At 38.8% G+C, this 22,275-nt stretch carries 18 protein-coding genes; 14 read left to right on the top strand and 4 right to left on the bottom strand.

What is annotated here, in order from left to right; all coding sequences use genetic code 11:
• Positions 1 to 258 precede the first annotated feature (258 nt).
• The 4 genes from R4Z09_RS25335 to R4Z09_RS25320 all read left to right on the top strand — a co-directional run bounded on the left by R4Z09_RS25335 (position 259) and on the right by R4Z09_RS25320 (position 6,916).
• Positions 259 to 1,461: an MFS transporter gene (locus R4Z09_RS25335; RefSeq protein ID WP_338449459.1), complete on the top strand. Its 1,203-nt coding sequence runs from the start codon at positions 259 to 261 to the stop codon at positions 1,459 to 1,461.
• Positions 1,462 to 1,606: 145 nt separating this feature from the next.
• Positions 1,607 to 3,946: a helix-turn-helix domain-containing protein gene (locus R4Z09_RS25330; protein WP_338449458.1), complete on the top strand. Its 2,340-nt coding sequence runs from the start codon at positions 1,607 to 1,609 to the stop codon at positions 3,944 to 3,946.
• A 254-nt stretch (positions 3,947 to 4,200) separates the two neighbouring features.
• Positions 4,201 to 5,631, top strand: coding sequence for an MFS transporter (locus R4Z09_RS25325; protein WP_338449457.1), 1,431 nt, complete (start codon positions 4,201 to 4,203; stop codon positions 5,629 to 5,631).
• A 103-nt stretch (positions 5,632 to 5,734) separates the two neighbouring features.
• Positions 5,735 to 6,916 (top strand): amidohydrolase, encoded by a 1,182-nt coding sequence (locus R4Z09_RS25320; RefSeq protein WP_338449456.1) that lies wholly within the window; start codon positions 5,735 to 5,737, stop codon positions 6,914 to 6,916.
• Positions 6,917 to 7,050: 134 nt separating this feature from the next.
• Here R4Z09_RS25320 and R4Z09_RS25315 read toward each other — a convergent pair whose 3' ends face one another.
• Positions 7,051 to 7,944: a DMT family transporter gene (locus tag R4Z09_RS25315; RefSeq protein ID WP_338449455.1), complete on the bottom strand. Its 894-nt coding sequence runs from the start codon at positions 7,942 to 7,944 to the stop codon at positions 7,051 to 7,053.
• Between the two features lie 367 nt (positions 7,945 to 8,311).
• Here R4Z09_RS25315 and R4Z09_RS25310 point away from each other — a divergent pair, with 367 nt between their 5' ends.
• From R4Z09_RS25310 to R4Z09_RS25285, 6 genes are all read left to right on the top strand, one after another.
• Entirely contained in the window at positions 8,312 to 9,163 is an 852-nt protein-coding gene (locus R4Z09_RS25310; RefSeq protein WP_338453359.1) for a LysR family transcriptional regulator, read from the top strand.
• Between the two features lie 304 nt (positions 9,164 to 9,467).
• Positions 9,468 to 10,769, top strand: coding sequence for a hypothetical protein (locus R4Z09_RS25305; RefSeq protein ID WP_338449454.1), 1,302 nt, complete (start codon positions 9,468 to 9,470; stop codon positions 10,767 to 10,769).
• Between the two features lie 409 nt (positions 10,770 to 11,178).
• Positions 11,179 to 12,414 (top strand): MFS transporter, encoded by a 1,236-nt coding sequence (locus R4Z09_RS25300; protein ID WP_338449453.1) that lies wholly within the window; start codon positions 11,179 to 11,181, stop codon positions 12,412 to 12,414.
• 51 nt (positions 12,415 to 12,465) lie between these two features.
• Positions 12,466 to 13,887, top strand: coding sequence for a M20 family metallopeptidase (locus R4Z09_RS25295; protein WP_338449452.1), 1,422 nt, complete (start codon positions 12,466 to 12,468; stop codon positions 13,885 to 13,887).
• A 371-nt stretch (positions 13,888 to 14,258) separates the two neighbouring features.
• Positions 14,259 to 14,897: a hypothetical protein gene (locus R4Z09_RS25290; protein WP_338449451.1), complete on the top strand. Its 639-nt coding sequence runs from the start codon at positions 14,259 to 14,261 to the stop codon at positions 14,895 to 14,897.
• A gap of 146 nt (positions 14,898 to 15,043) precedes the next feature.
• Positions 15,044 to 15,379 (top strand): YnfA family protein, encoded by a 336-nt coding sequence (locus R4Z09_RS25285; protein ID WP_422392217.1) that lies wholly within the window; start codon positions 15,044 to 15,046, stop codon positions 15,377 to 15,379.
• A gap of 60 nt (positions 15,380 to 15,439) precedes the next feature.
• Here the strand turns inward: R4Z09_RS25285 and R4Z09_RS25280 are convergent, their stop codons facing one another.
• Both R4Z09_RS25280 and R4Z09_RS25275 read right to left on the bottom strand, forming a co-directional pair.
• Entirely contained in the window at positions 15,440 to 15,601 is a 162-nt protein-coding gene (locus R4Z09_RS25280) for a hypothetical protein (RefSeq protein ID WP_338449450.1), read from the bottom strand.
• Between the two features lie 72 nt (positions 15,602 to 15,673).
• Positions 15,674 to 15,883: a hypothetical protein gene (locus R4Z09_RS25275; RefSeq protein ID WP_338449449.1), complete on the bottom strand. Its 210-nt coding sequence runs from the start codon at positions 15,881 to 15,883 to the stop codon at positions 15,674 to 15,676.
• Positions 15,884 to 16,176: 293 nt separating this feature from the next.
• On the opposite strand from R4Z09_RS25275, the gene R4Z09_RS25270 reads away from it, so the two are divergent.
• The 3 genes from R4Z09_RS25270 to R4Z09_RS25260 all read left to right on the top strand — a co-directional run bounded on the left by R4Z09_RS25270 (position 16,177) and on the right by R4Z09_RS25260 (position 19,038).
• Entirely contained in the window at positions 16,177 to 17,544 is a 1,368-nt protein-coding gene (locus tag R4Z09_RS25270; protein WP_338449448.1) for an arsenic transporter, read from the top strand.
• 31 nt (positions 17,545 to 17,575) lie between these two features.
• Positions 17,576 to 18,247, top strand: coding sequence for a DUF2642 domain-containing protein (locus R4Z09_RS25265; RefSeq protein WP_338449447.1), 672 nt, complete (start codon positions 17,576 to 17,578; stop codon positions 18,245 to 18,247).
• A 329-nt stretch (positions 18,248 to 18,576) separates the two neighbouring features.
• The gene (locus R4Z09_RS25260) at positions 18,577 to 19,038 is read left to right on the top strand and encodes a GNAT family N-acetyltransferase (protein ID WP_338449446.1); all 462 of its coding nucleotides are present in this window, start codon (positions 18,577 to 18,579) and stop codon (positions 19,036 to 19,038) included.
• 607 nt (positions 19,039 to 19,645) lie between these two features.
• Here the strand turns inward: R4Z09_RS25260 and R4Z09_RS25255 are convergent.
• A complete protein-coding gene (locus R4Z09_RS25255) occupies positions 19,646 to 20,512 on the bottom strand; it encodes a Cof-type HAD-IIB family hydrolase (RefSeq protein ID WP_338449445.1) in 867 nt (288 codons plus the stop codon).
• Between the two features lie 285 nt (positions 20,513 to 20,797).
• Here R4Z09_RS25255 and R4Z09_RS25250 point away from each other — a divergent pair, with 285 nt between their 5' ends.
• Complete coding sequence (locus R4Z09_RS25250) at positions 20,798 to 22,216, top strand: MFS transporter (RefSeq protein ID WP_338449444.1); 1,419 nt, start codon at positions 20,798 to 20,800, stop codon at positions 22,214 to 22,216.
• The last annotated feature ends 59 nt before the right edge of the window (positions 22,217 to 22,275 follow it).

The raw sequence follows: 22,275 nt of genomic DNA, 5'->3' as shown, positions 1-22,275 counted from the left end.
ACCCGCTATATATTTCAAGGAAAGCTCTGTAAAGATACTACTTTATTACAGAGCTTTCCTTTTTTTTGCCGAGTGGACCAGGGGGACAGGTTCCTTGACCAACCATTTTCTTCCATTTTCGAGAGTGTAAAGCATACCCATTGATTTAAGCATGGTTGAGTGTATACAATTAATAATTGGTGAATAAATAAATCGCAATGAAAAAACATTCCATTATATGTAGTACAGTTGCCCAAACGGTGGGAGGAAGGAGTAAATATGGAACAGAAGATAGAAAAGTTTCCATGGCTGTATTTATTAATTTTATCAAGCGTTACCTTTATGGCGATTTTATCAGAACTAGTACCGTCGGGAATTCTGCCTGAAATGAGTGAAGGTTTGGTTGTATCCTATTCATCTATAGGGTTATTAGTAAGCGTATATGCGATTGCTTCTGCGCTCGGAACGATTCCGTTAATTACTTTGACAATGCCAATGAACAGAAAAAAACTTTTAACAATATTGATGTATATATTCGGGGTTTCCAATTTAATCGTTGCCTTCTCTCCATCCTATTATCTATCAGCTGCTGCTAGACTTGTCGGAGGAATCAGTGCAGGTGTATTATGGCCAATGGTTTCTGCTTATGCTATGAGGCTAGTACCTTCTACATTACATGGGAGAGCCATTGCGGTGACCATGTCCGGGTGTACTTTGGGACTTGGAATCGGTTTGCCGATTATGACAACGATAGGCACTGAACTTGGATGGAGAATAGAATTTGGTGTGATTGCTGCTATTATTTTTATTATAGCCATTTTGGGACAAATCATTTTACCATCTGTAGAAGGAGAAAAAAGAACCACTGCCAATTCTCCTTTTTATATCATTCGCAATAAATCCGTCGTCATTTGTTTGATCGTGACGCTGCTTACGATTATGGCACAATATGGTTTGTATACATATATTTCACCGCTTGTCGATTATTTTGATTTTGTTGGTGGAATCAAGTTAGCTTCCATCCTTTTTGGAATTGGAACCATCCTATCCGTTGTACTAGCAGGTAAGGTGGTGGATAACCATCTTGGACCTCTGACCGTATTTTTGTTCACTTTAGCTTTGGGAACGATGTTTTTGTTTGCAGGCTTTAAGGGAATGCCATATGTTTCACATCTTGCTTTCCTTTTATGGGGTGTTTCTTTTGGGGCGCTTCCTACGTTATTCCAGGCCGTAACAACCAAACAGGTGGAAAAGGGAAAAGATGTGGCTACTTCTTTGCAGTCATGTGCCTTTAATTTTGGAATCGTGTTTGGAAGTGCAATTGGCGGTGCGATTTTAGATCAATTATCGGTATATCATATCATTTATCTAGCCATCGTATTATTAATTGTCCCAATCCTATTAAGTGTTTTTTCGAAAAGGACTTTTTGGCAAAAGGACATGAATACAGGAGACCATAAACTAAAACACAAAGTGATTTAAAATAAGTTTCTTTTTAGGAAAAAAGGAAGAGGGAGTCAGGAGCAGTTTAATGGTGCTTGACTCCCTCTTCTAAATTCCTAGAAAAAGAATTATCATAAGGGTCAATGAAAGTGTTTTATCGGAAAAGAAGTTAGGGGCGATTAGATTGAACGATCCATTGTCAGATTTTCAACTATCATTTCAACAGATTGAACTACTAGTTCCAAGGGTGAATAAAGGGATTCAATTTATCTTGGTCATAAGCGGCGAATTAAAAATAGAAACATCTAGTCGTTTTTATTATATGGAAGAAAAGGATTTGCTTGTCATTAATCGTAATCAGCTTTACCAGATTCAAGGCAGTGAAAATAACCGGGTCATGACATTAACCATTTCCGATGCCTTTATGGATCATCATTACGCGGACTATCGAAATCGGCGATTTGAATGCTATTCAAAGGAAATAGATATGGGAAGAGAAGGGATGATTCTTTCGATTCGGAAGCTCCTGGCAAATGTCATGGTTAGTTATTATCGACAAGATGAAAGTTATCGAATTGAGATTAAAAGTTATATCTGTCAAATGTTACTGATCTTGATACGTAATTTCAAAGTAGAAGGCAGTGTTCTTGAAAAATTAGATACAGGTGATCTGCGTATAGAACAAATCATTGACTATATGGAAAAGAACTATGACCAGATGATAACATTAGAGGAAACGGCTAAGAAATTTTTTCTTTCAACAGGTTATCTGTCCCGTTATTTTAAACAGAAAATGGGAATGGGATTTAGTCGTTATTTAATGAATATCAGACTGAAGCATAGTATGAAGGATTTACTTTACACGTCTGACTCGATTTCGCAAATCGCTATGAATAATGGCTTTCCAAATACCAAGTCTTTTTCAGCTTTTTTTAAAGAAGTGTACGGAATGACCCCGCATGTATATCGTGACAGTCATCATGTACAAAAAGAAGATTCAGTTCAAAGCTATAGCAAGGAAGATACTTCAAAGTTTATACAATCACCAGAAATTGTCGCAAAATTAAGCAGCATGATCTTAGAGGATGAAAAACCATACACCCATACAGAGACAAGGTATGAAAAGCTGCCGTTAAACCTGGCCAAACCTGTGTCAATGACATTAAATTGTCCGTCTCACATTCTCCATATTGGCGAAATTATCGAATTATTAAAAGAAGATGTTCGATCTCAAGTGCTAGATGTGAAAAGGGATTTACAGTTAAGGTATATTGGAATTCGTCATCTTTTTAACAATACGGCGATTCCTCCTGAGGTGGAAACAGATGAAGTGATTCCGACAACATCTCCTTATTTTAATATTGATAGTGCGTTGGAATTCATGAAAAAGAATGAATTATCACTGTTTGTCCAGTCTGATTACATGGATATCTCGAGGAATGAAGAGGAATATTTTACAAAACTTGTTCAATTTGTGAGACATTGTTTGCAATTGTATGGGGAATCGTTTATTGGCGAGTGGCATGTGATGTTTTACGAGCCGTATAACACTGGAGCCGAAGCAAAAGAGCTTCAGAGGGTTTATGTAAAACTGTACAATTTACTGAAGAAGATGGTGCCTCAGGTTCAAGTGGGCGTGTATATGCCTTTTTCCTTCAGCAAAGAAAAGACAAGTGACAATCATAAATGGCAGCTGGAACATGGTGCGTCTATTGATTTTATTGGGTTTAATGCGAACCAAAATGATGTCGTTGATTTTCAGGAACTGGATAATAGCCAATTTGATTTAGCAAAGGATTATATCAAAGAGAAAACCGATAAGCTGAAGAGATATTTAAAAAAGAGTCATTTGGAAAAGCCCCTCCACCTTGTAGCATGGAACACGTTGTCTGGGAATACCAGGTATACGAACGGCACCTTTTTTCGAGGAGCTTTAGTTTTGAAAAATGTTTTAGATATAGCTAATGATGTGAAAACCGTTGGGCTCTGGATTAACACGATTGTACATGAGGAAACTGGAAAAAATAAACGCTATCGAATGGACGGTGTCGAATTATTCCATTATCTAAATGGAAAACGACCAGCTTATTTTGCCTTGATGTTTTTAAAACGTTTGCATGGCGAGGTTGTTGCACATGGTCATGAATATGTAATGACACGAAATGAGCGGGGATATCAATTGATTTTGATGAATGGTACGATCATCAATCCGTATTTCTCCGTGGAGGAGACCTTTCTGCAAAAACTCAATAAAGAAATTCACGTGACCATTTCCGGTATGGCCACAGGGGAATATCAAATACGCAAGCATGTGTTTGATAAAGATCATGGAGCATTGTATACGAAATGGTGGAACTTGAACAGTAAGTATGGCATGGATGCGGAAATCATTGATTATATTATCAATTCGAGCAGGCCTTCCTTAGAAATCTTTGATGAAACCATTGAAGAGGAGTGGTCCTTTTATTCCTATTTAACCAGTAATGCGATTCACTTTTTTGATATTCGAAAAACCTACAGTTAAGCGTGTTTGAAATGCCCATAAAGTCCGACTTCGTCTTCTATCCAGTTTGAGCTGTGTGAAGGCGGGTCGGACTTTTTTATGATAACAAAAAACAACCGCAAAATTTTTACCTAACTTCACAGCAGGTTAATTATTTTACACAGTCCTCCGGTCTTTTGCATAAAAATTGACTCTCTTAAATCCGCGTTCATTTCTATAATTACAGTATAGAAACACATTAAAAGATTTTACATCAAATTACAGGAGGTTTAACGATGGAGACTAATTATAAAGGTACAGATAAGATGATCACAGGGATTGTGTTCGGGGTTATCACATTTTGGCTCTTTGCCCAGGCAATGGTCAACGTAGTCCCGGACGTTCAATCAGATTTAGGGGTTTCTTATGGAACGTTAAATATTGCCATCAGCTTAACCGCTTTATTCTCAGGTATGTTTATTGTAGCTGCGGGTGGAATAGCAGATAAAATTGGACGTAAAAAAATTACCTATGTCGGGTTAATTTTAAGCGTGATCGGTTCTCTTTGCCTTGTATTCACACAAGGAGCAGTTTTGCTCATCATTGGCCGTGTGATTCAAGGACTTTCCGCAGCCTGTATTATGCCATCAACCATTGCTTTAATGAAAGCTTACTTTGAGGGAAAAGACAGACAGCGTGCCCTTAGTTTTTGGTCCATTGGATCATGGGGCGGTTCAGGGGTCTGTTCGTTTGCCGGCGGTGCTATTGCAACGTATATGGGATGGAAATGGATCTTTATCTTCTCTATTATTTTTGCCCTTCTTGCCATGCTCCTTATTAAAGATACGCCTGAAAGCAAAGCAGAAGGAACAGGTGCATTCAAATTCGATTTTAGTGGTTTAGCTATCTTTATTGTTACGATGATCTCTTTAAACGTTTTTATTACATTTGGTGCGGACTTAGGCTGGACAAGTCCAATTTCAGTCATCACTGCCATCATTACAATTGTTGGAGCGATTGTCTTTTTTAAAGTTGAAAAAAGAAAAGAGATTGCCCTTATTGATTTCTCATTATTTAAAAATAAACCATACGCAGGTGCCACTTACTCAAACTTTTTGTTAAACGCCATTGCCGGGACACTTGTTGTTGCCAATACGTATGTTCAAGTAGGCCGTGGATTTACTGCATTCCAGTCAGGCATGCTGTCCATTGGATATTTAGTAGCGGTTCTTGCCATGATTCGTGTGGGAGAGAAAATCCTGCAAAGAGTTGGGGCGAAATTACCAATGATTTGGGGCGCTGTTATCACAACCGTTGGTGTAGCGGTTATGGGATTAACCTTCTTACCTGATTTAGTTTATACAGTTGTCGTATTTATTGGATTTGCTTTATTTGGTCTTGGACTTGGAATCTATGCCACACCATCTACAGATACATCTGTATCAAATGCACCTTCAGATAAAGTGGGAGAAGCTGCAGGGGTTTATAAAATGGCCAGCTCACTTGGCGGTGCGATAGGGGTTGCCATTTCCGCAACGGTGTATAGTTCAGTTGCAGCAGCTGGAAGTGTTGAAACGGCTGCATCCGTCGGAATTATCGTAAACGTTATTTTTGGAGTCCTTTCCGTTCTTTCCATTGTGGTCATGGTTCCAAAGAATGCTGGAAAAACAGCAGGGGCTTCATCGTCAAAAGTTCACACACAAGCAGCACAGAGAGCCGCTAATTAATAAAAAAAGAATCAATAGAAGTATACTTCAGCTCATTTTTTATAAATTGGCAAGGAATCGGTGGTTCTACCGTTCTTTGCCATCAAAAAAGGAGACGAAAAAAATGAAAAGTGAATTAATGAGCATGTTAGAAGCACGTAAAGAAGAAATGATTGCCATTCGTCGTTATTTACATGAAAATCCTGAATTATCCTTTCAAGAGGAAAAAACAGCTCAGTATATAGTGGATTTTTATAAAGGAAAAGATGTTGAGATTCAAACGAATGTTGGGAATGGTCATGGAATTATTGTGACAATTAAAGGTGGAAAACCGGGAAAAACTATTGGTTTGCGCGCTGATTTTGATGCCCTTCCGATTACAGAAGAAACGGATATACCGTTTAAATCAAAGAATGAAGGCATCATGCATGCGTGTGGACATGATGGTCATACGGCATACTTGTTAGTTTTAGCCGATTGCTTAATTCAATTAAAGGATTCCATTCCAGGTACAATCAAAATCATTCACCAGCATGCAGAAGAGGTTCCGCCAGGCGGAGCAAAAAGTATTGTCGAGTCTGGATTGATTGATGATTTGGATTCCATTTATGGGATTCATTTACTGCCAATGGGACCTGCGGGAACAGTAGGCTATCATGCTGGTTATTCTTTCAATGGACGAGCATATATGAAAATGAAGGTTCAAGGAAGGGGCGGGCATGGTTCCTCGCCGCATCTAGCAAACGATGCCATCGTGGCTGCGGCGCATTTTGTGACAGCTGCTCAAACGATTGTCAGCCGCAGATTAAGCCCTTTTGAAATTGGCGTAATTACCATCGGATCTTTTGATGGAAAAGGGACTTTCAATGTGATCAAGGACAGCGTAGAGCTTGAAGGCGATATTCGCTATATGACGGTAGAAACAAAAGATAAGATTGAGAAAGAAATCAAACGGATTGTAAAAGGGATTGAAGAAGAGTTTGATGTAACATGTGAGCTTACTTATGAGCCAGATTATCCACCTTTATACAACAACCCTGAGCTAACCGCGAAGGTTGCAGAAAGCTTACGCAGCATGGATGACAAAGACATTAAAGAAGTAAAGGAATTTCCAGCCATGTCACCATCTGAAGACTTTGCCTATTATGCGGAAAAATTCCCTGCCTGCTTCTTTTACATTGCCTGTACACCAAAAGGAGTAGAAAATCCTTACTTTAATCATCATCCAAAATTCGATATCGATGAAGACGCCCTCCTAGTGGCAGCAAAAGCAGTTGGACAAGTTGTTTGCAGCAGTTTGCAGTAGTTCCAGGCACTCGTCGAAAAATCTTGTTTCACAAAATGTTCCACGCATTTGTGGTATGGAATATAGTGAGATAAATAGTTAAATAACATAAAATAAGAGCAGTGGTGAAGAATGTAGCCCACTGCTCTTATTCACTATTTCGATAAAATTTTTGTACTCTGTATTGATAATCTTCTACATTTCGTTTCACTAACAAATGTAGAGCCTAAGAGGAGGGTGCCACCTAGCACTTGAATCATCGTCATTTGTTCTTGTAAGATGACCCCTGAAATAAGGATAGCCACAAATGGATCTACATAGCTTAACAACGCAATACTTTGTCCTTTTAACTTTTGCATTCCTGAGAAAAATAACCAAAATCCAATTCCTGTGTTAACAATTCCTAATAGAATGATAAAGGGGATAGATGCCCTTGATACTTCCAAGATACCGAATCCCTCTGTAACAAGTACATATGGTAAGAGAAGGAAAGCTGTTGTTCCAAGTTGGATGATTGTAATCTCTAACTTGGCCATGTCTTGAATAAATTTATTCAATAACATTAATGCAGCGTAAAATGCAGCCGCAATTAAACCAAAAAAGATCCCGAGCAGATCATCTTTGCCAAATGCACTTATGCCATTTCCAACAATCAATACCATCCCTGCTATCGCTACACCAATACAAGCTGTCTTTTTGATGGATAATGGTTCCTTAAGGATCATGGGTGAGAGAATCAAGACAAGCACAGGTGCAAAGTAATACGCTAAGGTTGCGTTAGTGACTGTTGTATAATCATAGGATTGATAGAGGAAAATCCAATTCCCTCCTAATGCAATACCAGAAAGCAATAAGACGAAAGAATTTGCTTTCATTAGTTTCCACGAAATGGATTTTTTTGTCATAAAAAATACGAACATTAAAAATAAACATCCGATTGAACTACTAAGTAAAGCTGTTTCACTCGAAGATAAATCAATGTATCTTACAACTAAACCAATTGTACCGAAAATAATCATTGATAATATAAACTGAATGCTAGATTTCATCGTCTACTCCTTCGAATCTGCGAAACAGCTTATATTTCGCAGATTCTTAATCTGTTATAAATATAAGCGTGTTTAAAGGAGTAACTGGTGGTGGTGGTGATGTTGAAACGGGCATTCTAATGTATGGATTAATATACGGCATAATAAACCTCCTATTTGTGTTTGTTCGCATAATTCATCGTTCTTTCGCTATACTTGAATAATTGAAATGTCTGCAGAATTAAGTGTATCATGCTTTTATAGATTACAAAAACGAATATTTATCATAATTAACATGACAAATCCAGATGAAAAGCGAGGGAAACGGACACTAAAGAGCAAAACTAGTGCCCATTTCAAAGGTAAAGTAGGTGAGAAACATATGGACATGAACATTCAAAAATATATGGCATTTATCAAAACCGATGAATATGGCAGCTTTACAAAGGCAGCAGAAGTATTGAATTATTCCCAATCCGGCATCAGCCGCATGATTAACGATTTGGAAAAGGAATGGAGTGTGTCGCTTCTTGAGCGCGGGCGAGCCGGTGTGCGCCTGACTTCCGACGGACTTAAGCTATTACCGTTTGCGCAAAATGTATGTAATGAATTTCGAAAATTGCAGGCGCAGGTGGATGAACTGAAAGGCTTGCAATCGGGACTCATTCGCATTGGTACATTTTCAAGCGTAGCAACCCATTGGCTTCCGAAGATCATTAAAGAATTTCAAAAGGACTTTCCTAATATTGATTACGAACTTCTGTTGGGGGACTATACGGAAATTGAAAGCTGGATTTTAGAGGGACGCGTGGATTGCGGCTTCCTTCGGCTTCCTACACACCCGGAGTTTGAAACGATTTTTTTGGAGCAGGATAAACTCCTCGTTGTTTTGCCGGAAGACCATCCGATGGCTGACTGTGAATGCTTTCCTGTTAAGGCGCTTTGTGATTATCCCTTTATGCTTTTAGAAAAAGGTGCTAAAGCTGAAATATCCGAAATATTTGAGCGGTATAATCTTGAACCAAAAGTACATTTTACGACATGGGATGATTATGCCATCATGTCCATGGTCGAAGGTGGGTTGGGGATTAGTATATTGCCGGAGCTTATTTTGCAGCGCATTCCCTACCGAATTGTAATAAAGGAACTCGATATCCCTGCGTACCGTAAGATTGGTCTTGCCATGAGAGATAAAAAATCTGCGCCGCTTGCAGTTAAACGATTTTTAGACTATCTGTAATGTAGGAAAGAAAAAATGTAAAACCTGTTTCTCGCCATCTGTCCGAGGTGAGAACCCTCCCCACGATTACAAATGATAAATTATAATAAACAAGGAAAGTTCAGTAAGGATCCACTATAATAGAGCTTTCTCTCGCTTTTTTGCAGGAACGTTGGACTGGTCTGTCTGCGCGTCTTTCGACTATGTTTATGTTGAATATATAGATTGGATTAGAGGCAGCGTTGATATAGGGGACTAGTTGAATATCTGGGTCACGGTGCCTGTCCCCCTGTACCACCTAATTCTTAGAAAGTAGGAATATGTAATGTTTAGGATTGGAATTGTTGGCCCGAGTTTGTCGGTCGATCGAATTCTTGAGATAGCTAGAGAAATGGAACAGGAGATGGAGTTTATCCCCCTGGCCTATAATGAAACAAGTGAAGTAAAAGAAATCATATTGAGTAATGATCAGCAGGTGGATTTTTGGCTTTTTTCCGGATATATCCCCTATACGATAGCAAAAAAATTACTTCCGTCAGATGAAAAGCTAGTGTATATATTTTTTACGGAATCGAGCATTTATAAAGGAATCATGGAGCTCTCCTATTCTCAAGGGAAATTATTAAATCAGGTTAGTATTGATATGGTTCAACCTTCTAACATTGCAGAAGGAGACGGTATACAGCAATTAAAAATGACAATGAAGGACCTTTATTTGAAAACCTTCGATGCTGAGATTGACCCGAATGAATTGTTTCATTTCCACTATGATTTATGGAAACAACAAAAGACAGAAGGTGCTTTAACCTGTTTCCCAACTGTCAACCAGGCTCTTAAAGAAGCGGGTGTTCCAACCTATTGGATGTCACCCACTCGGATTGAAATATTCCAAACGATTCGAATCTTTTTTGAAAAAATAAAGACATCTTATTATAAAGAGACTCAAATCGGTGTTGTCATAATTGAGGTGTTGGATTTTGACCAGATGAAAGAAAAGATGAAAAAACCTTATCAGATCCATTATTTAGAGCTTCGCTTCAAGGAACTGCTGATTCAACTCTGCGAAAATTTAGGCGGGTCGCTTTTCGAACAAGGGAACGGAAGATATACGATTTTCAGCTCTAGAGGGGTAATTGAAAGAGAGATTCAGACCATTCAGGAGAAAATCGAAGGCTTATCACTCGAATCAAATACGGCTGTTGCAGCAGGGGTTGGTTTTGGAGAAACTCTTTATTTTGCAGAGATGAATGCTCATCGTGCACTTCGTCAATCGAAGGAAAAAGAAGCAAAGAAGATTACGATTATTCAAGATGATGGGACGATGATCGAGTCAGTTGGAGAGGAGGAGGAACTCACTTATTTCTACCGAACGGATGATAAAGATTTTTTAGAGAAACTAAATAAAGGAAACATCAGTGTCAAAACGTATAAGAAAATAGAGGCATTCATTCGGAAAAAGTATCAGAATGGATTCACGACTAAGGATTTGGCCATTCATCTTCAGATGAGTGAACGGTATGCCCAGAAGATTGTGGCTGATTTGTGTAAAGTAGATTTGGCAGAATATATCGGCGAGGAGTCACCGCATTCTCGAGGAAGGCCAATTAAAGTTTATAAGTTGAAATAAGCATTTGATTATAACAAATGCTTATTTTTTTGCCTATTTTAACTTAGTTTTTTATGTGTCATATAATCGATTTTTTAATATCGATTTTTTCCAATACCCTCCATCAGTCAAAAAACTATTGATATGATTCTTAATTTTACGTAATATTTAATTAGCGAACAGTTCGTTAATAATGCGTTAAATAAAAAAGATAAAGTGACATAACTAGTTTTTAAGTAAAAACAGCAGGAACGTATAGGTTTTTTTCGCAAGTTCATTTTAGATTTAATCTCCATGATATTATTTTTCCCTATAAAGAAAAAACCATCGTTTTTTCTTTATAGGGAAAAATAGTTGGGGAATTCTGCTGAAGTTTATTAAAGGAACTAACTCTTATCTGATAAAGGATGAAATTAGGGGGATGGTAGAATTGGTGTCAGCACGTAAAAGAAATTGGATTTTGGCTTTACTTTTTTTAGGATGGGCTTTAGGAAATTTGGATCGATACATTATGAATTATGCAGTGTTGTCCATAACGGAAGACTTGAATCTGAGTGCCTCATCGACAGGACTCTTACTCAGCAGTTTTTTCGCAGGATATGCACTCATGCAGCTGCCTGGAGGCTGGCTGGCTGATCGGTTTGGTGCAAGAAAAGTCCTTATCACTTCAGTCATTATGTGGTCTATTTTTACTGGCCTAACTGGTGCGGCGTGGTCAATGGTCTCCATGATCGTAATTCGTTTCTTGTTTGGGATTGGAGAAGGAGGATTTCAGCCTGCTAGCTCTAAAATCATCTCACAAGCGTTCCCAAAAGAGAAACGGGCTGGGGCAATGTCTATTATGTTATCATCTGGCGGAATTGTTGCACTTATTATCCCGGTTCTTTCAGTTACATTGCTCACGACCATTGGCTGGCGTACCACGTTCGTCATAATTGGATTTGTCGGTGCCATTATTGCAGCGTTATATTGGTATTTTATTAAGCTGCCAAACAGTAATGAGACGCTAAGTGCACAGAATTCTCAAGGAGTACAAAAGGGTTCGTTTAAAATGTTGTTTAAAACACCCCTGATGTTAAATTTATTTATTGCTTATTTTACCTTATACGCAGTTAACTGGGGTCTTGCAACATGGCTCCCTACCTATTTAGTGGATGTTCGCGGTCTCGATTTAGTTTCATTAGGCTGGCTACAGACAATTCCAGGAGTAGCACAACTCTTGGGCATGTTTTTAAGTGGATATGTGATCGATAAGTTAGCAAAAGGACGCGAAAAAATAGCTGGTGCTTTTGCTTGTGTCTTTATTTCTATTCTACTGTACCTTATGTTTACGGCCTCAAATGTAACTTCTTTTATTATTTATCAAACCGTCATTATGTTGATTATTTCGTTTGTCGTCATTTTATTGCCAGCAGTGGTACTTAAAAATCTGCCATCTTCTGTAGCTGGTTCTGGTATGGGGCTAGTTAATACAGGCGGTCAGCTTGCTGGTTTTATCACACCACTTGCCATTGGATTTATCGTTGATGCATTTAATGGCTCGTTTAATGCCGCTTTTTGGATGCTGATTGTTTTTGCATTTATATGTGCTGTTTCTCTTTTGACGATAAATTATGAAAAAGGTGAATTACTTACTAAAAAAAATGAAGAAGCAAGTGCATCATAAGCTGACGATTAGAGCCGTTTTAAAATTTTAAAGTGGGGAAGGTTTACAGGTTTGGACATACAAACTTTTATTTCAGAATATATAGAGAAACGCAGAGAAACATTTATTCAACTAAGCGATAAAATATGGGAAACACCGGAAATTTATTTTGAAGAGTATCGGTCTTCTGAATATTTGTGCCACGCCTTGGAAGGGGAAGGATTTCAGGTTGAAAGAAATGTTGCCGGACTACAAACTGGTTTTATGGCCAGCTTTGGCAGCGGGAACCCTGTAGTGGCCATCTTAGGTGAATTTGATGCTTTGCCTGGCTTAAGTCAGAAAAAAGGGTGTACCCAAAATGACCCCATTTCAGCCGGCGGTCATGGACATGGATGCGGACATAACTTATTGGGTACTGGAGCTTTTGCCGCTGCAGTAGCTATAAAAGAATATATGAAACAAACAGGTCTGAAAGGAACGGTTCGTTATTACGGGTGTCCGGCTGAGGAAAACGGCTCTGGAAAAGCCTATATGACTCGAGCAGGTTTGTTTGACGATGTGGATTTTGCCCTTTCCTGGCACCCGGAAACAAAGCCTGTTATTATGAATTTCAGTTCGCTTGCGAACTACGCTGTTCGATTTGTTTTTAACGGAAAGAGTGCTCATGCCGCCGCTGCTCCTCATTTAGGCCGCAGTGCACTTGATGCGGTTGAGCTGATGAATATTGGGGTCAACTATTTAAGGGAGCACATGATTCCAGAGGCAAGAGTCCATTATGCCGTTACGGATACAGGCGGAAATTCTCCCAATGTGGTACAAGCTCATGCAGAGGTTGCCTATTTAATTCGTGCTCCGAAAAAGAAGCAGGTCATCGAGCTGTATAACAGAGTACATGACATTGCAGAAGGGGCGGCCTTAATGACAGGAACAAAGGTGGAGGTCGTGTTTGAGGGGGCTGCTTCGGACTTGATTCCTAATACCACACTTGCTGAGACCATGTACAAAAACTTATCAGCGATTGGTGTTCCTGCCTATGATGAGTTCGATCAAAAGTACGCGAAAGAAATAAGGGATTCACTATCTCCCGAAGATCGTGACGCTGCTTTAATCGGATTTGATAAAAGTACAGCGGAAAAACTGAAGGAAAAGCACATAGCTGATGTCATTCCGCCATTCAGTAAGAAAGAAATCATGTTGTCAGGCTCCACGGATGTTGGAGATGTGAGTTGGGTCGTTCCAACCATGCAATGTATGACAGCTTGCTGGGCGCTCGGAACTCCTTTCCACACTTGGCAGGTCGTTTCGCAAGGGGCAATGCCCATTGGCCACAAAGGCATGCTGCAAGCAGGAAAAGTCATGGCCTGCACAGCCATCGACGTCATGGAAAACCCGGATATCCTCGAACAAGCAAAAGCCGAGCATAAAGAACGCCTTGACGGAGAAACATACTTCTCACTAATACCAGAACAACAAGAGGCGCCTCGGAAAAGCTAAGAGAGTCTCGGGGACAGGTTCCACATCCCACCATATTCTTCCATTTTAAGTGAAGGAGAGAGGGATGTTGGGACGGAAACTCCTATATAGCGAAGGAAAGTTCTGTAAAGATTCAATTCTATTACAGAACTTTCCTTTATTTTTTTGAAAATTGTTTTTCGTTAGCAATTTTAGGCAAGTAATGCACGAAATCTGTTGTGCTGACCTAAATCAAATATGATAAGGCTGATAGGCTACCGAAAAAGGAAAAATAATCCTAATTCGGTAGCCAATAAGGGCGACAAGCTACCGAAAACAAACAATAATAATGTTCTCAGCAACTATAAGTTGTACAATAAGAAAGAAATGAAATAGACTTCTAGGAGAGACAAATGGATAAGAAAGAACAATCATTATTGAACTATTATTATAGTAAGTTGATGGATCATACGTTTGATGAGAAGGATGTCTATCCTTTTTTTCAATTAATCCGCAATCGCTGCAATGAGATTCGTAGTATTAATGAACTTACAGATTTTGCAGTGCAGCGGGAACAGTATACAGGGTTTATCAAGGACTATATTTTTGACATGAGAAGAAAGTTTGAAAGCCTCGGGAAAACGAAAACGGCACTTAGGATTGAAGATGTATTTTCCTTCAAGGAAATCAGAAGTGGAGTGAACAAAGCTTTAGAGGAATGGCAGTTAGATGGTTTATCAAACGAGCAAATGAATGATTTGGTCACTTGCCTCATTTCCATCCTTCAGCAGATCCCCATCATGGACAATGGCAGAGATATTGGAAAGCTCTTTTTTGCCATCTCTCATAAACAAATAATCTTGATGGCAGAAATAGAGGTTAGCCAAAATATGTTCAAGAAGACGAATGCGGTTTTCCCTGTCCTGACTGCCAATAATCATTATCTTGATCTGAAAAAACAGGATCGATTTGATACACCTTATTTGTTTGCTGATCAGGTGATTGAAATCAATTGTCATGAAGGAAAGCTGGAGATCGTCATACCGGAATAATTTTTCTTAAACCCTCTCTAAAAAAACTTGTAACACACCAATTTTGTGCGAATTGGTGTGTTTTTTAGTGCTGGTATCTCAACATTCTTTCATCGTAATACAAGAAGAATAGGTTAAAATTGTGATTATACAATACTGTTTAGGAAGTGGTTTTCATTATTAATGCAATCGTTTTGTTTATACTTGCAGGCTTTGCCGAAATTGGCGGAGGGTATTTGATTTGGTTGTGGTTAAGAGAAGGTAAGCCTTTTTATTGGGGAATCGGCGGGGGAATAGCATTAGCTATTTATGGTGTTATTGCTACGTTTCAAACATTTCCATCATTCGGAAGAGTGTATGCTGCCTATGGTGGTGTTTTTATTGTTCTATCTGTCTTATGGGGATGGGGAATCGATAAAAAAACACCTGATCTATATGATTGGGTAGGTGCCAGTATATGTTTAATTGGTGTTGCGGTGATGTTGTTTGCACCACGCCAATAGATGAAGGACTGAAATTGGTTCAGTTCGCTGAGGGTCGCGGTGCCTGTCCCCGCGACCCTCTTATTCTGCTGCTTGTTTTCTTAGAAATTCAATGGCTTTATCAACGTCTTCGGTGAGGTATAAGGTTTTATTAAAATCAAAAATGGCCCTGTCTTCAGCTGCTTGATAGTCCGCAAAGGAGATTAAGCCAAAAAATTTCTTCCATTTATGTTCTTTTTCCAACAGCTCTGTTTCCCGTTTGATTTCGTCATGATTAATTTCGTTGATGATGATACAGGGTGCAGAAAAGTCCGGCTAAAAAAATCGTCTATATAGAATTTGCAGCTGGCTGGGATCTAACTCTTCCTTCACAAAGCCGGAGAGGATGCCGACATTATCGACCTTCAATATCTTGTCAGCGATTCTGTTGTGTTCACCTTCATTGACTCCACCTTTTGTGATCAGGCCAACACAGTACCAAATTTTCTCCGCTTCTTCACTGTTCTTTTTCTTTTTAAAAAACAAGACTGCCCCCACCTTTATCCTATTCATTTTTGTCTAAAATCACCAGATCACTTTACTTTAACATGTTATTAAAATCTACCATACTACCATTCCCTTCGTAAAAATAGACTTAAGTTGGTTTTTATGAAAAAGGGTATAAAACCAGAGCATGTCCTTTGAAAAAACATATATTAATAGTACAACCGCACTACAGGGACAGATGGAAGGGAGGGACATTAGCACAGCCGGGAAAAGTGGAGGTAAAGCCGTATCAGGATTAACCTGAAATACTTAATTAGATGAAAGGGGAAAAAATGCAAAATTTAACTGTTTGGCTAACCATTTTCACTTTTTTGGCTACATTGGTTTTAATTCTTTGGAGACCTAAAGGCATGAATGAAGCGATACCAGCTTCAATAGGTGCGATTATTGTTGTGCTTATTGGAAGTGTTTCCATATCAGACCTGGGGATCATTTCAAACACCATTAGTGGTGCCGCCATTACCATTATGGCAACCATTGTCATGGCGATTGTTTTAGAAAGCTTTGGTTTCTTTAACTGGATGGCTGAGAAGCTCGCAGAAAGAGCAAAGGGGTCAGGGGTTCGTTTATTCTGGTACGTCAATCTTTTGTGCTTTCTCATGACACTTTTCTTCAATAACGATGGAAGTATTTTAATCACAACTCCTATCCTTGTCATGTTATTAAACAATATGGGCTTAGAAAACCGGCAAAAAATCCCGTATTTGTTGTCTGGTGCTTTAATTGCAACCGCTTCGAGTGCTCCAATCGGCGTAAGTAACATTGTTAATTTAATCGCTCTCAAAATCGTCCATATGGATTTATGGCTGCATACAGCCATGATGTTTGTGCCTGCAACAACTGGATTGCTGCTGCTGACTTGGCTCTTGTACCTTCGCTTTAGAAAAATCTTACCGGAAACCGTTCCTACAAATGTTTCAGGTTTGTCACGCTCAACTGACCACCCGCTTAAAATAAATAAAGGAATTCAGCATGAATCGGAAAAAGCTCGGTCTCGATTTATGCGAAACGTCCTTCTGTTCGTATTTGCCGTCCGTTGCAGCTTGTTTGTCGCTTCGTTTGTCAACATACCTGTTTCTCTTATGGCTGTCATCGGATCGCTTGTACTTTTAGGCTGGAGATGGGCCTATTTAAAACAATCTCCTGCAGATATGCTGAAAAAAACGCCGTGGTATATTATCGTTTTTGCCTTTGGTATGTATACCATCATTTACGGTCTCAATAACATCGGTTTAACAGACTGGTTGATCACGTTCATGAGGCCAATGGTTGAAGGCAGCCTGCTCCATGCGAGTGTCATGATGGGTACTCTTCTAACTGTACTCTCCAATATCTTTAATAATCACCCCGCCCTCATGGTTGGAACACTTACGTTAATGAATATGGATTTAAGTTTACTCGAATTAAAAATTGCTTACCTAGCGAACGTTATTGGAAGTGACATGGGTTCATTACTGCTGCCAATGGGAACGCTCGCTACACTGATGTGGATGCACATCATTAGGAAAGGGAAAGTCATGCTCAGTTGGTTGGAGTATATAAAAATCACAGTGGTTGTGATACCTCCAGCTACATTATTTACCTTAGTGATTCTATATTATTGGGTAAATTGGCTTTTTGCCGGCACTCTACAACAATAAGGAAGATTTGAGAAATAAGGAGAGAATCAAGGTGCTTATCGATTTTGTAGATTTAATAGGGAAAAATATTGAGGTGGAAATGTCTAGAGATATTTTTCTAAGGGGAACGTTGTTAGATAGTGGATTGGATATCATTGTCATGTATGATGCTAAAGATCAACATTTTCTCTATATTCCCTTTGTTCATGTTCAAAAGTTGAAAGAAATAAAGTTAGACGAAGAGGTCTCTTATCAGCCCTCTGAAGAAAGACCGATTGAATCGGAGCTTATTTCTTTTCGAAAAGTATTAATGATTGCAAAAGGTTTGTTTGTCCAAGTGTACGTGACTGGAAACAAATCGATTCATGGCTATTTAACCAGCATTATGAACGACTATTTTGTCTTTCACTCCCCTGTATACAAAACAATGTTTATTGCGATGAAACACGTCAAATGGCTTATTCCATATCCACCAAACGCCACGCCATATTCCTTAAACAATGAAAATCTACCATTTAAGCCCGTTTCAATTTCATTAGCCAGGTCTTTCGATGAGCAGTTGAAAAAATTTGAAAATCAACTAGTGATCATAGATGGCGGGGAAAATACAGAACAAATTGGCTTACTTCAAAAAGTTCGAAATAACAAAGTGACTCTGATCACAGCTGAAAGGGAAACGGTGTATCAGAATATCGAGCATATTAAAACAATCCAATTACCGTAATAAACTCGGTTTGAACAAAAAAATTTGGGATGTGATGTCCACTTGTGTAGACGAAACAAACAAAAAGAATAACCCACCCTGCGAAGATGGATTATTCATTCACCACTAGCATCGTTTATTGACCGTGTGAGCCGCGGTCTTTTTTTAGTGTACTACCTATTATCAGGATATGTTTTTTAGTTACATTTTGTTCCAGGTAGAAAAAAATTTTTAGAGAACCAATCGGGGCGGCAGTCTGCCGCTTCAAACATTAATGAATGACCTAAAAAATTACACCATTGGTTTGATATAATTACAGTATCATTAAAAATGATATGAGGGTGATTGTAATGAAAGTTTGGGTAAATAAAGGGTTTTCAATTTCTACAAATAAAGAGTATTTAGATTTTGATTTAATACATAATTTTTTGAATCAAGAAGCCTACTGGTCAAAGGGGATCCCAAAGGAAACAGTAAAAAAGTCAATTGAACATACTCCCTTTTGTTTTGGGGTTTATAAAGGTGAAATAGGTAATGAAGTGATTGAACAAGTCGGTTTTGCAAGGGTAATAACGGATTCAGCAACCTTTGCGTATCTTTGTGATGTGTTTATATTGCCAGACTATCGTAAATTAGGATTATCAAAATGGTTAATGGACATTATTACCAATCATTCCGAACTAAAAGGAGTGCGTAGGTTTATGTTAGCTACTAATGATGCACATTCATTATATAAACAATATGGTTTTGAACAATTGGATAATCCAGAACTTTTTATGCAAAAAGTTCAGAAATCCCCTTATCAAAAATAGTTTTTCTATCATCTATATAGGGCAATAGAGTTTTTTTTCTCTATTGCCTTTTTGTTTACATTGAATATAGGTTATAAGCCCTAAAAATTACCTCTTCTTGTGTCTTTAGTCACTTACAATTATGTCAGAAATAGTTAAAATTAGTAGTTGAGCTAAGGAAAATATTTCATAGTGAAACGCAACAACCGTGAAGTGAACCCCCTAAGTTGGATTTCTTAGTCCAACTTAGGGGGTTCACTTCATAACAGGTAAAATCCATGCGTTTTAATATTGTGGACACTGAGTACGTTATTATCATAAATAAATCTATTTTGTAGAGCCTTTGGACACTGAGTACGTTATTTGCTAAAAATTACGAAAAAATAACAACCTTTCATATAAATAGCGGAAAGTATGTCCTATAAAAATGTAAAATCATAATTATTACTGCAAATAACGGAACGTGTGTCCTGTTAAGGTGACAATAGTTATTGTCACTATGTTATTTTGTGTGTTATTGGATACTGCCTCTTTGTTTTTTTGAGATATAAGATTGGGTATTGCTTAACGATGACTCATTTCAATTTAGGGTCGCGGTGCCTGTCCCCTTGACCCACCTTGACCCACATTATTGATGATATTCCTTTAGCATTTCTTCAATGGCGTAGGCTACTCCGTGTTCGGTGTTTTGTTTTGTTGTATATTTGCATAACTCTTTTATTTCTGGTGCGGCATTTCCCATGGCAACGCCGCGGCCTGCTGATTGTAGCATGGTTTTATCATTCAAGCTGTCCCCCATTGCCATGACATCCTTCATTTGGATTCCCAAACGATTGCTGTATTCCTGTAATGCTAGGCCCTTATTCGCGTCAGGATGGTTAAATTCAAGGTTCAAGTGACCGGAGGATGTGATGATTATCCCAGGTTCATTTTTTAATTCATTATAGGCCTCCGAAAGTTTATCTTCCTTAAGAGAGAAACTAAGTACTTTATAGACCCTGTTTTTCTCATCGGAAAGCTGCTTTTCAAAGTTATCGGTAAATTGTACATTTTCATCCTGAAACCGTTTCTCCACCACTTGGCGGATTTCTTCATCTGTGGAGTTAGGCATCACGTTTTTAAACATTTCAATCGCCACTTCCAGAAAATTTTCTTTACCGGATGAAAATACATTGTTTTCCATAAAAAGCTCTGTATACATTTCTGCCCTTTGACAGGCTGACACAATCTTGCGGCAAGCCTCTGTATCCAAAGGGATATCGCGGGTCAAATGGCCATTTATGTCATATGCTGCAGCACCATTCAGACAGATAATCGGGCACGAGATTCCTGCCTTCGTAAGGATTCTTTTAGCAGAATCATAGGACCTTCCTGTTGCCACAACAAAGTGTAAACCCTTCGCTTCCGCCTTTTTAATCGCCTCCACATTTTCCCGGCTGATTTCCCCTTTTTCATTTAAAAGTGTTCCGTCTAAATCTGATGCAATCAATTTCATTTTCTTTATTACCTCATTTACTGTGTTCATTTTGCCATTACTATACCATATTAATAAAATTAAAGTCACTGTGACGCCCCGGGTTTGTCGAAATGGAATTAAGTCACTGTGACGCCCCAATTCAATATAGGAGTTATTTTACAAAAAAAGCATTACTTCCAGTAGTTAACCGATTTGTTAATAAGCACCTTTAAAGGTAATAAATTTTTCAAGTTCTATCTTACTGTATTAAGTGGGAGTTGGAAAACATAACGGTACGACACTAAAAAAATTGGGAGGTTCGCCATGGAAACAAGCTATAAAGGTACAAATAAATTGATTATTGGGATTGTGTTTGGCGTTATCACATTTTGGCTGTTTGCGCAGGCAATGGTTAACGTTGTCCCAGCTGTGCAAAAGGATTTAGGAATTTCGTTAGGATCATTAAATGTTGCGATCAGTTTAACGGCTTTATTCTCCGGGATGTTTATTGTTGCTGCAGGAGGAATTGCCGATAAGATTGGGCGTAAGAAAATTACCTATCTAGGTTTGGTTTTAAGTATAATCGGTTCACTTTGTTTGGTTCTTGCAAACGGTTCTGTATTGTTAATCATCGGCCGTGTTATTCAAGGTCTTTCAGCCGCATGTATTATGCCGGCAACGATTGCCTTAATGAAAGAGTATTTTGAAGGTAAGGAGCGGCAGCGTGCCTTAAGCTTTTGGTCGATCGGCTCTTGGGGCGGCTCTGGTGTGTGTTCTTTCGCAGGCGGTGCCATCGCCACTTATATGGGATGGAAATGGATATTTATTTTTTCGATCATCTTTGCTGTTTTAGCGATGTGGCTTATTAAAGATACACCAGAAAGTAAAGCAGAACAGTCAGGTGCATTCAAGTTTGACTTTGTCGGTCTGGCTATTTTCGCTGTTACGATGCTTGCTTTAAACCTTGTCATCACACGTGGAAAAGACTTTGGCTGGACAAGCCCGTTAACTTTAGGTCTTGCTGCCCTTACTTTAATTGGATTTTTTGTTTTCATTAAAGTGGAAAGAAAGAAAAAGCATGCACTGATTGATTTCTCCTTATTTAAAAATAAGCCATACACGGGTGCCACTGTTTCTAACTTCTTATTAAATGCAATTGCCGGAACTCTTGTCGTAGCGAATACGTACGTTCAAGTTGGCAGAGGGTTTACAGCTTTCCAATCAGGCATGCTATCGATTGGTTATTTAGTTGCCGTATTAGCAATGATTCGTGTGGGTGAGAAAATTTTACAAAAAGTAGGGGCGAAATCACCGATGATTTGGGGTGCAATCATCACAACCGTTGGGGTTGGACTCATGGGCTTGACCTTTTTACAAGGTATGACTTACACCGTTGTTGTATTCATTGGGTTTGCCTTATTTGGCCTCGGCCTTGGAATTTATGCAACACCTTCGACAGATACGGCTGTTTCTAATGCACCGTCAAATAAAGTTGGGGAGGCATCTGGACTTTATAAAATGGCCAGCTCTCTTGGCGGTTCATTTGGTGTTGCCATTTCTGCGGCTGTTTATGGTGCGATTGCTGCTACGGGAAATATAGATGCAGCCGCAACTTGGGGAATTATCACAAATGTAGCCTTTGGTGTCATATCGTTAGTGTCCATCATGACATTGGTTCCGGCGGATGCAGGAGAGAAAGGAACAAAAAGAACGTCACCGACACCAACACCTGTCACGGAATAAAAAAGAGGAAATTTCATTTATTTAAAATACACATGTAAGGGCCTTGGAGCTGGGAGGTA

The sequence above is a fragment of the Niallia oryzisoli genome, from assembly GCF_036670025.1.
In the GTDB taxonomy this organism is placed as follows: Bacteria; Bacillota; Bacilli; order Bacillales; family Cytobacillaceae; genus Bacillus_BD; species Bacillus_BD oryzisoli.
This window is presented reverse-complemented; position numbering and strand designations above follow the sequence as displayed.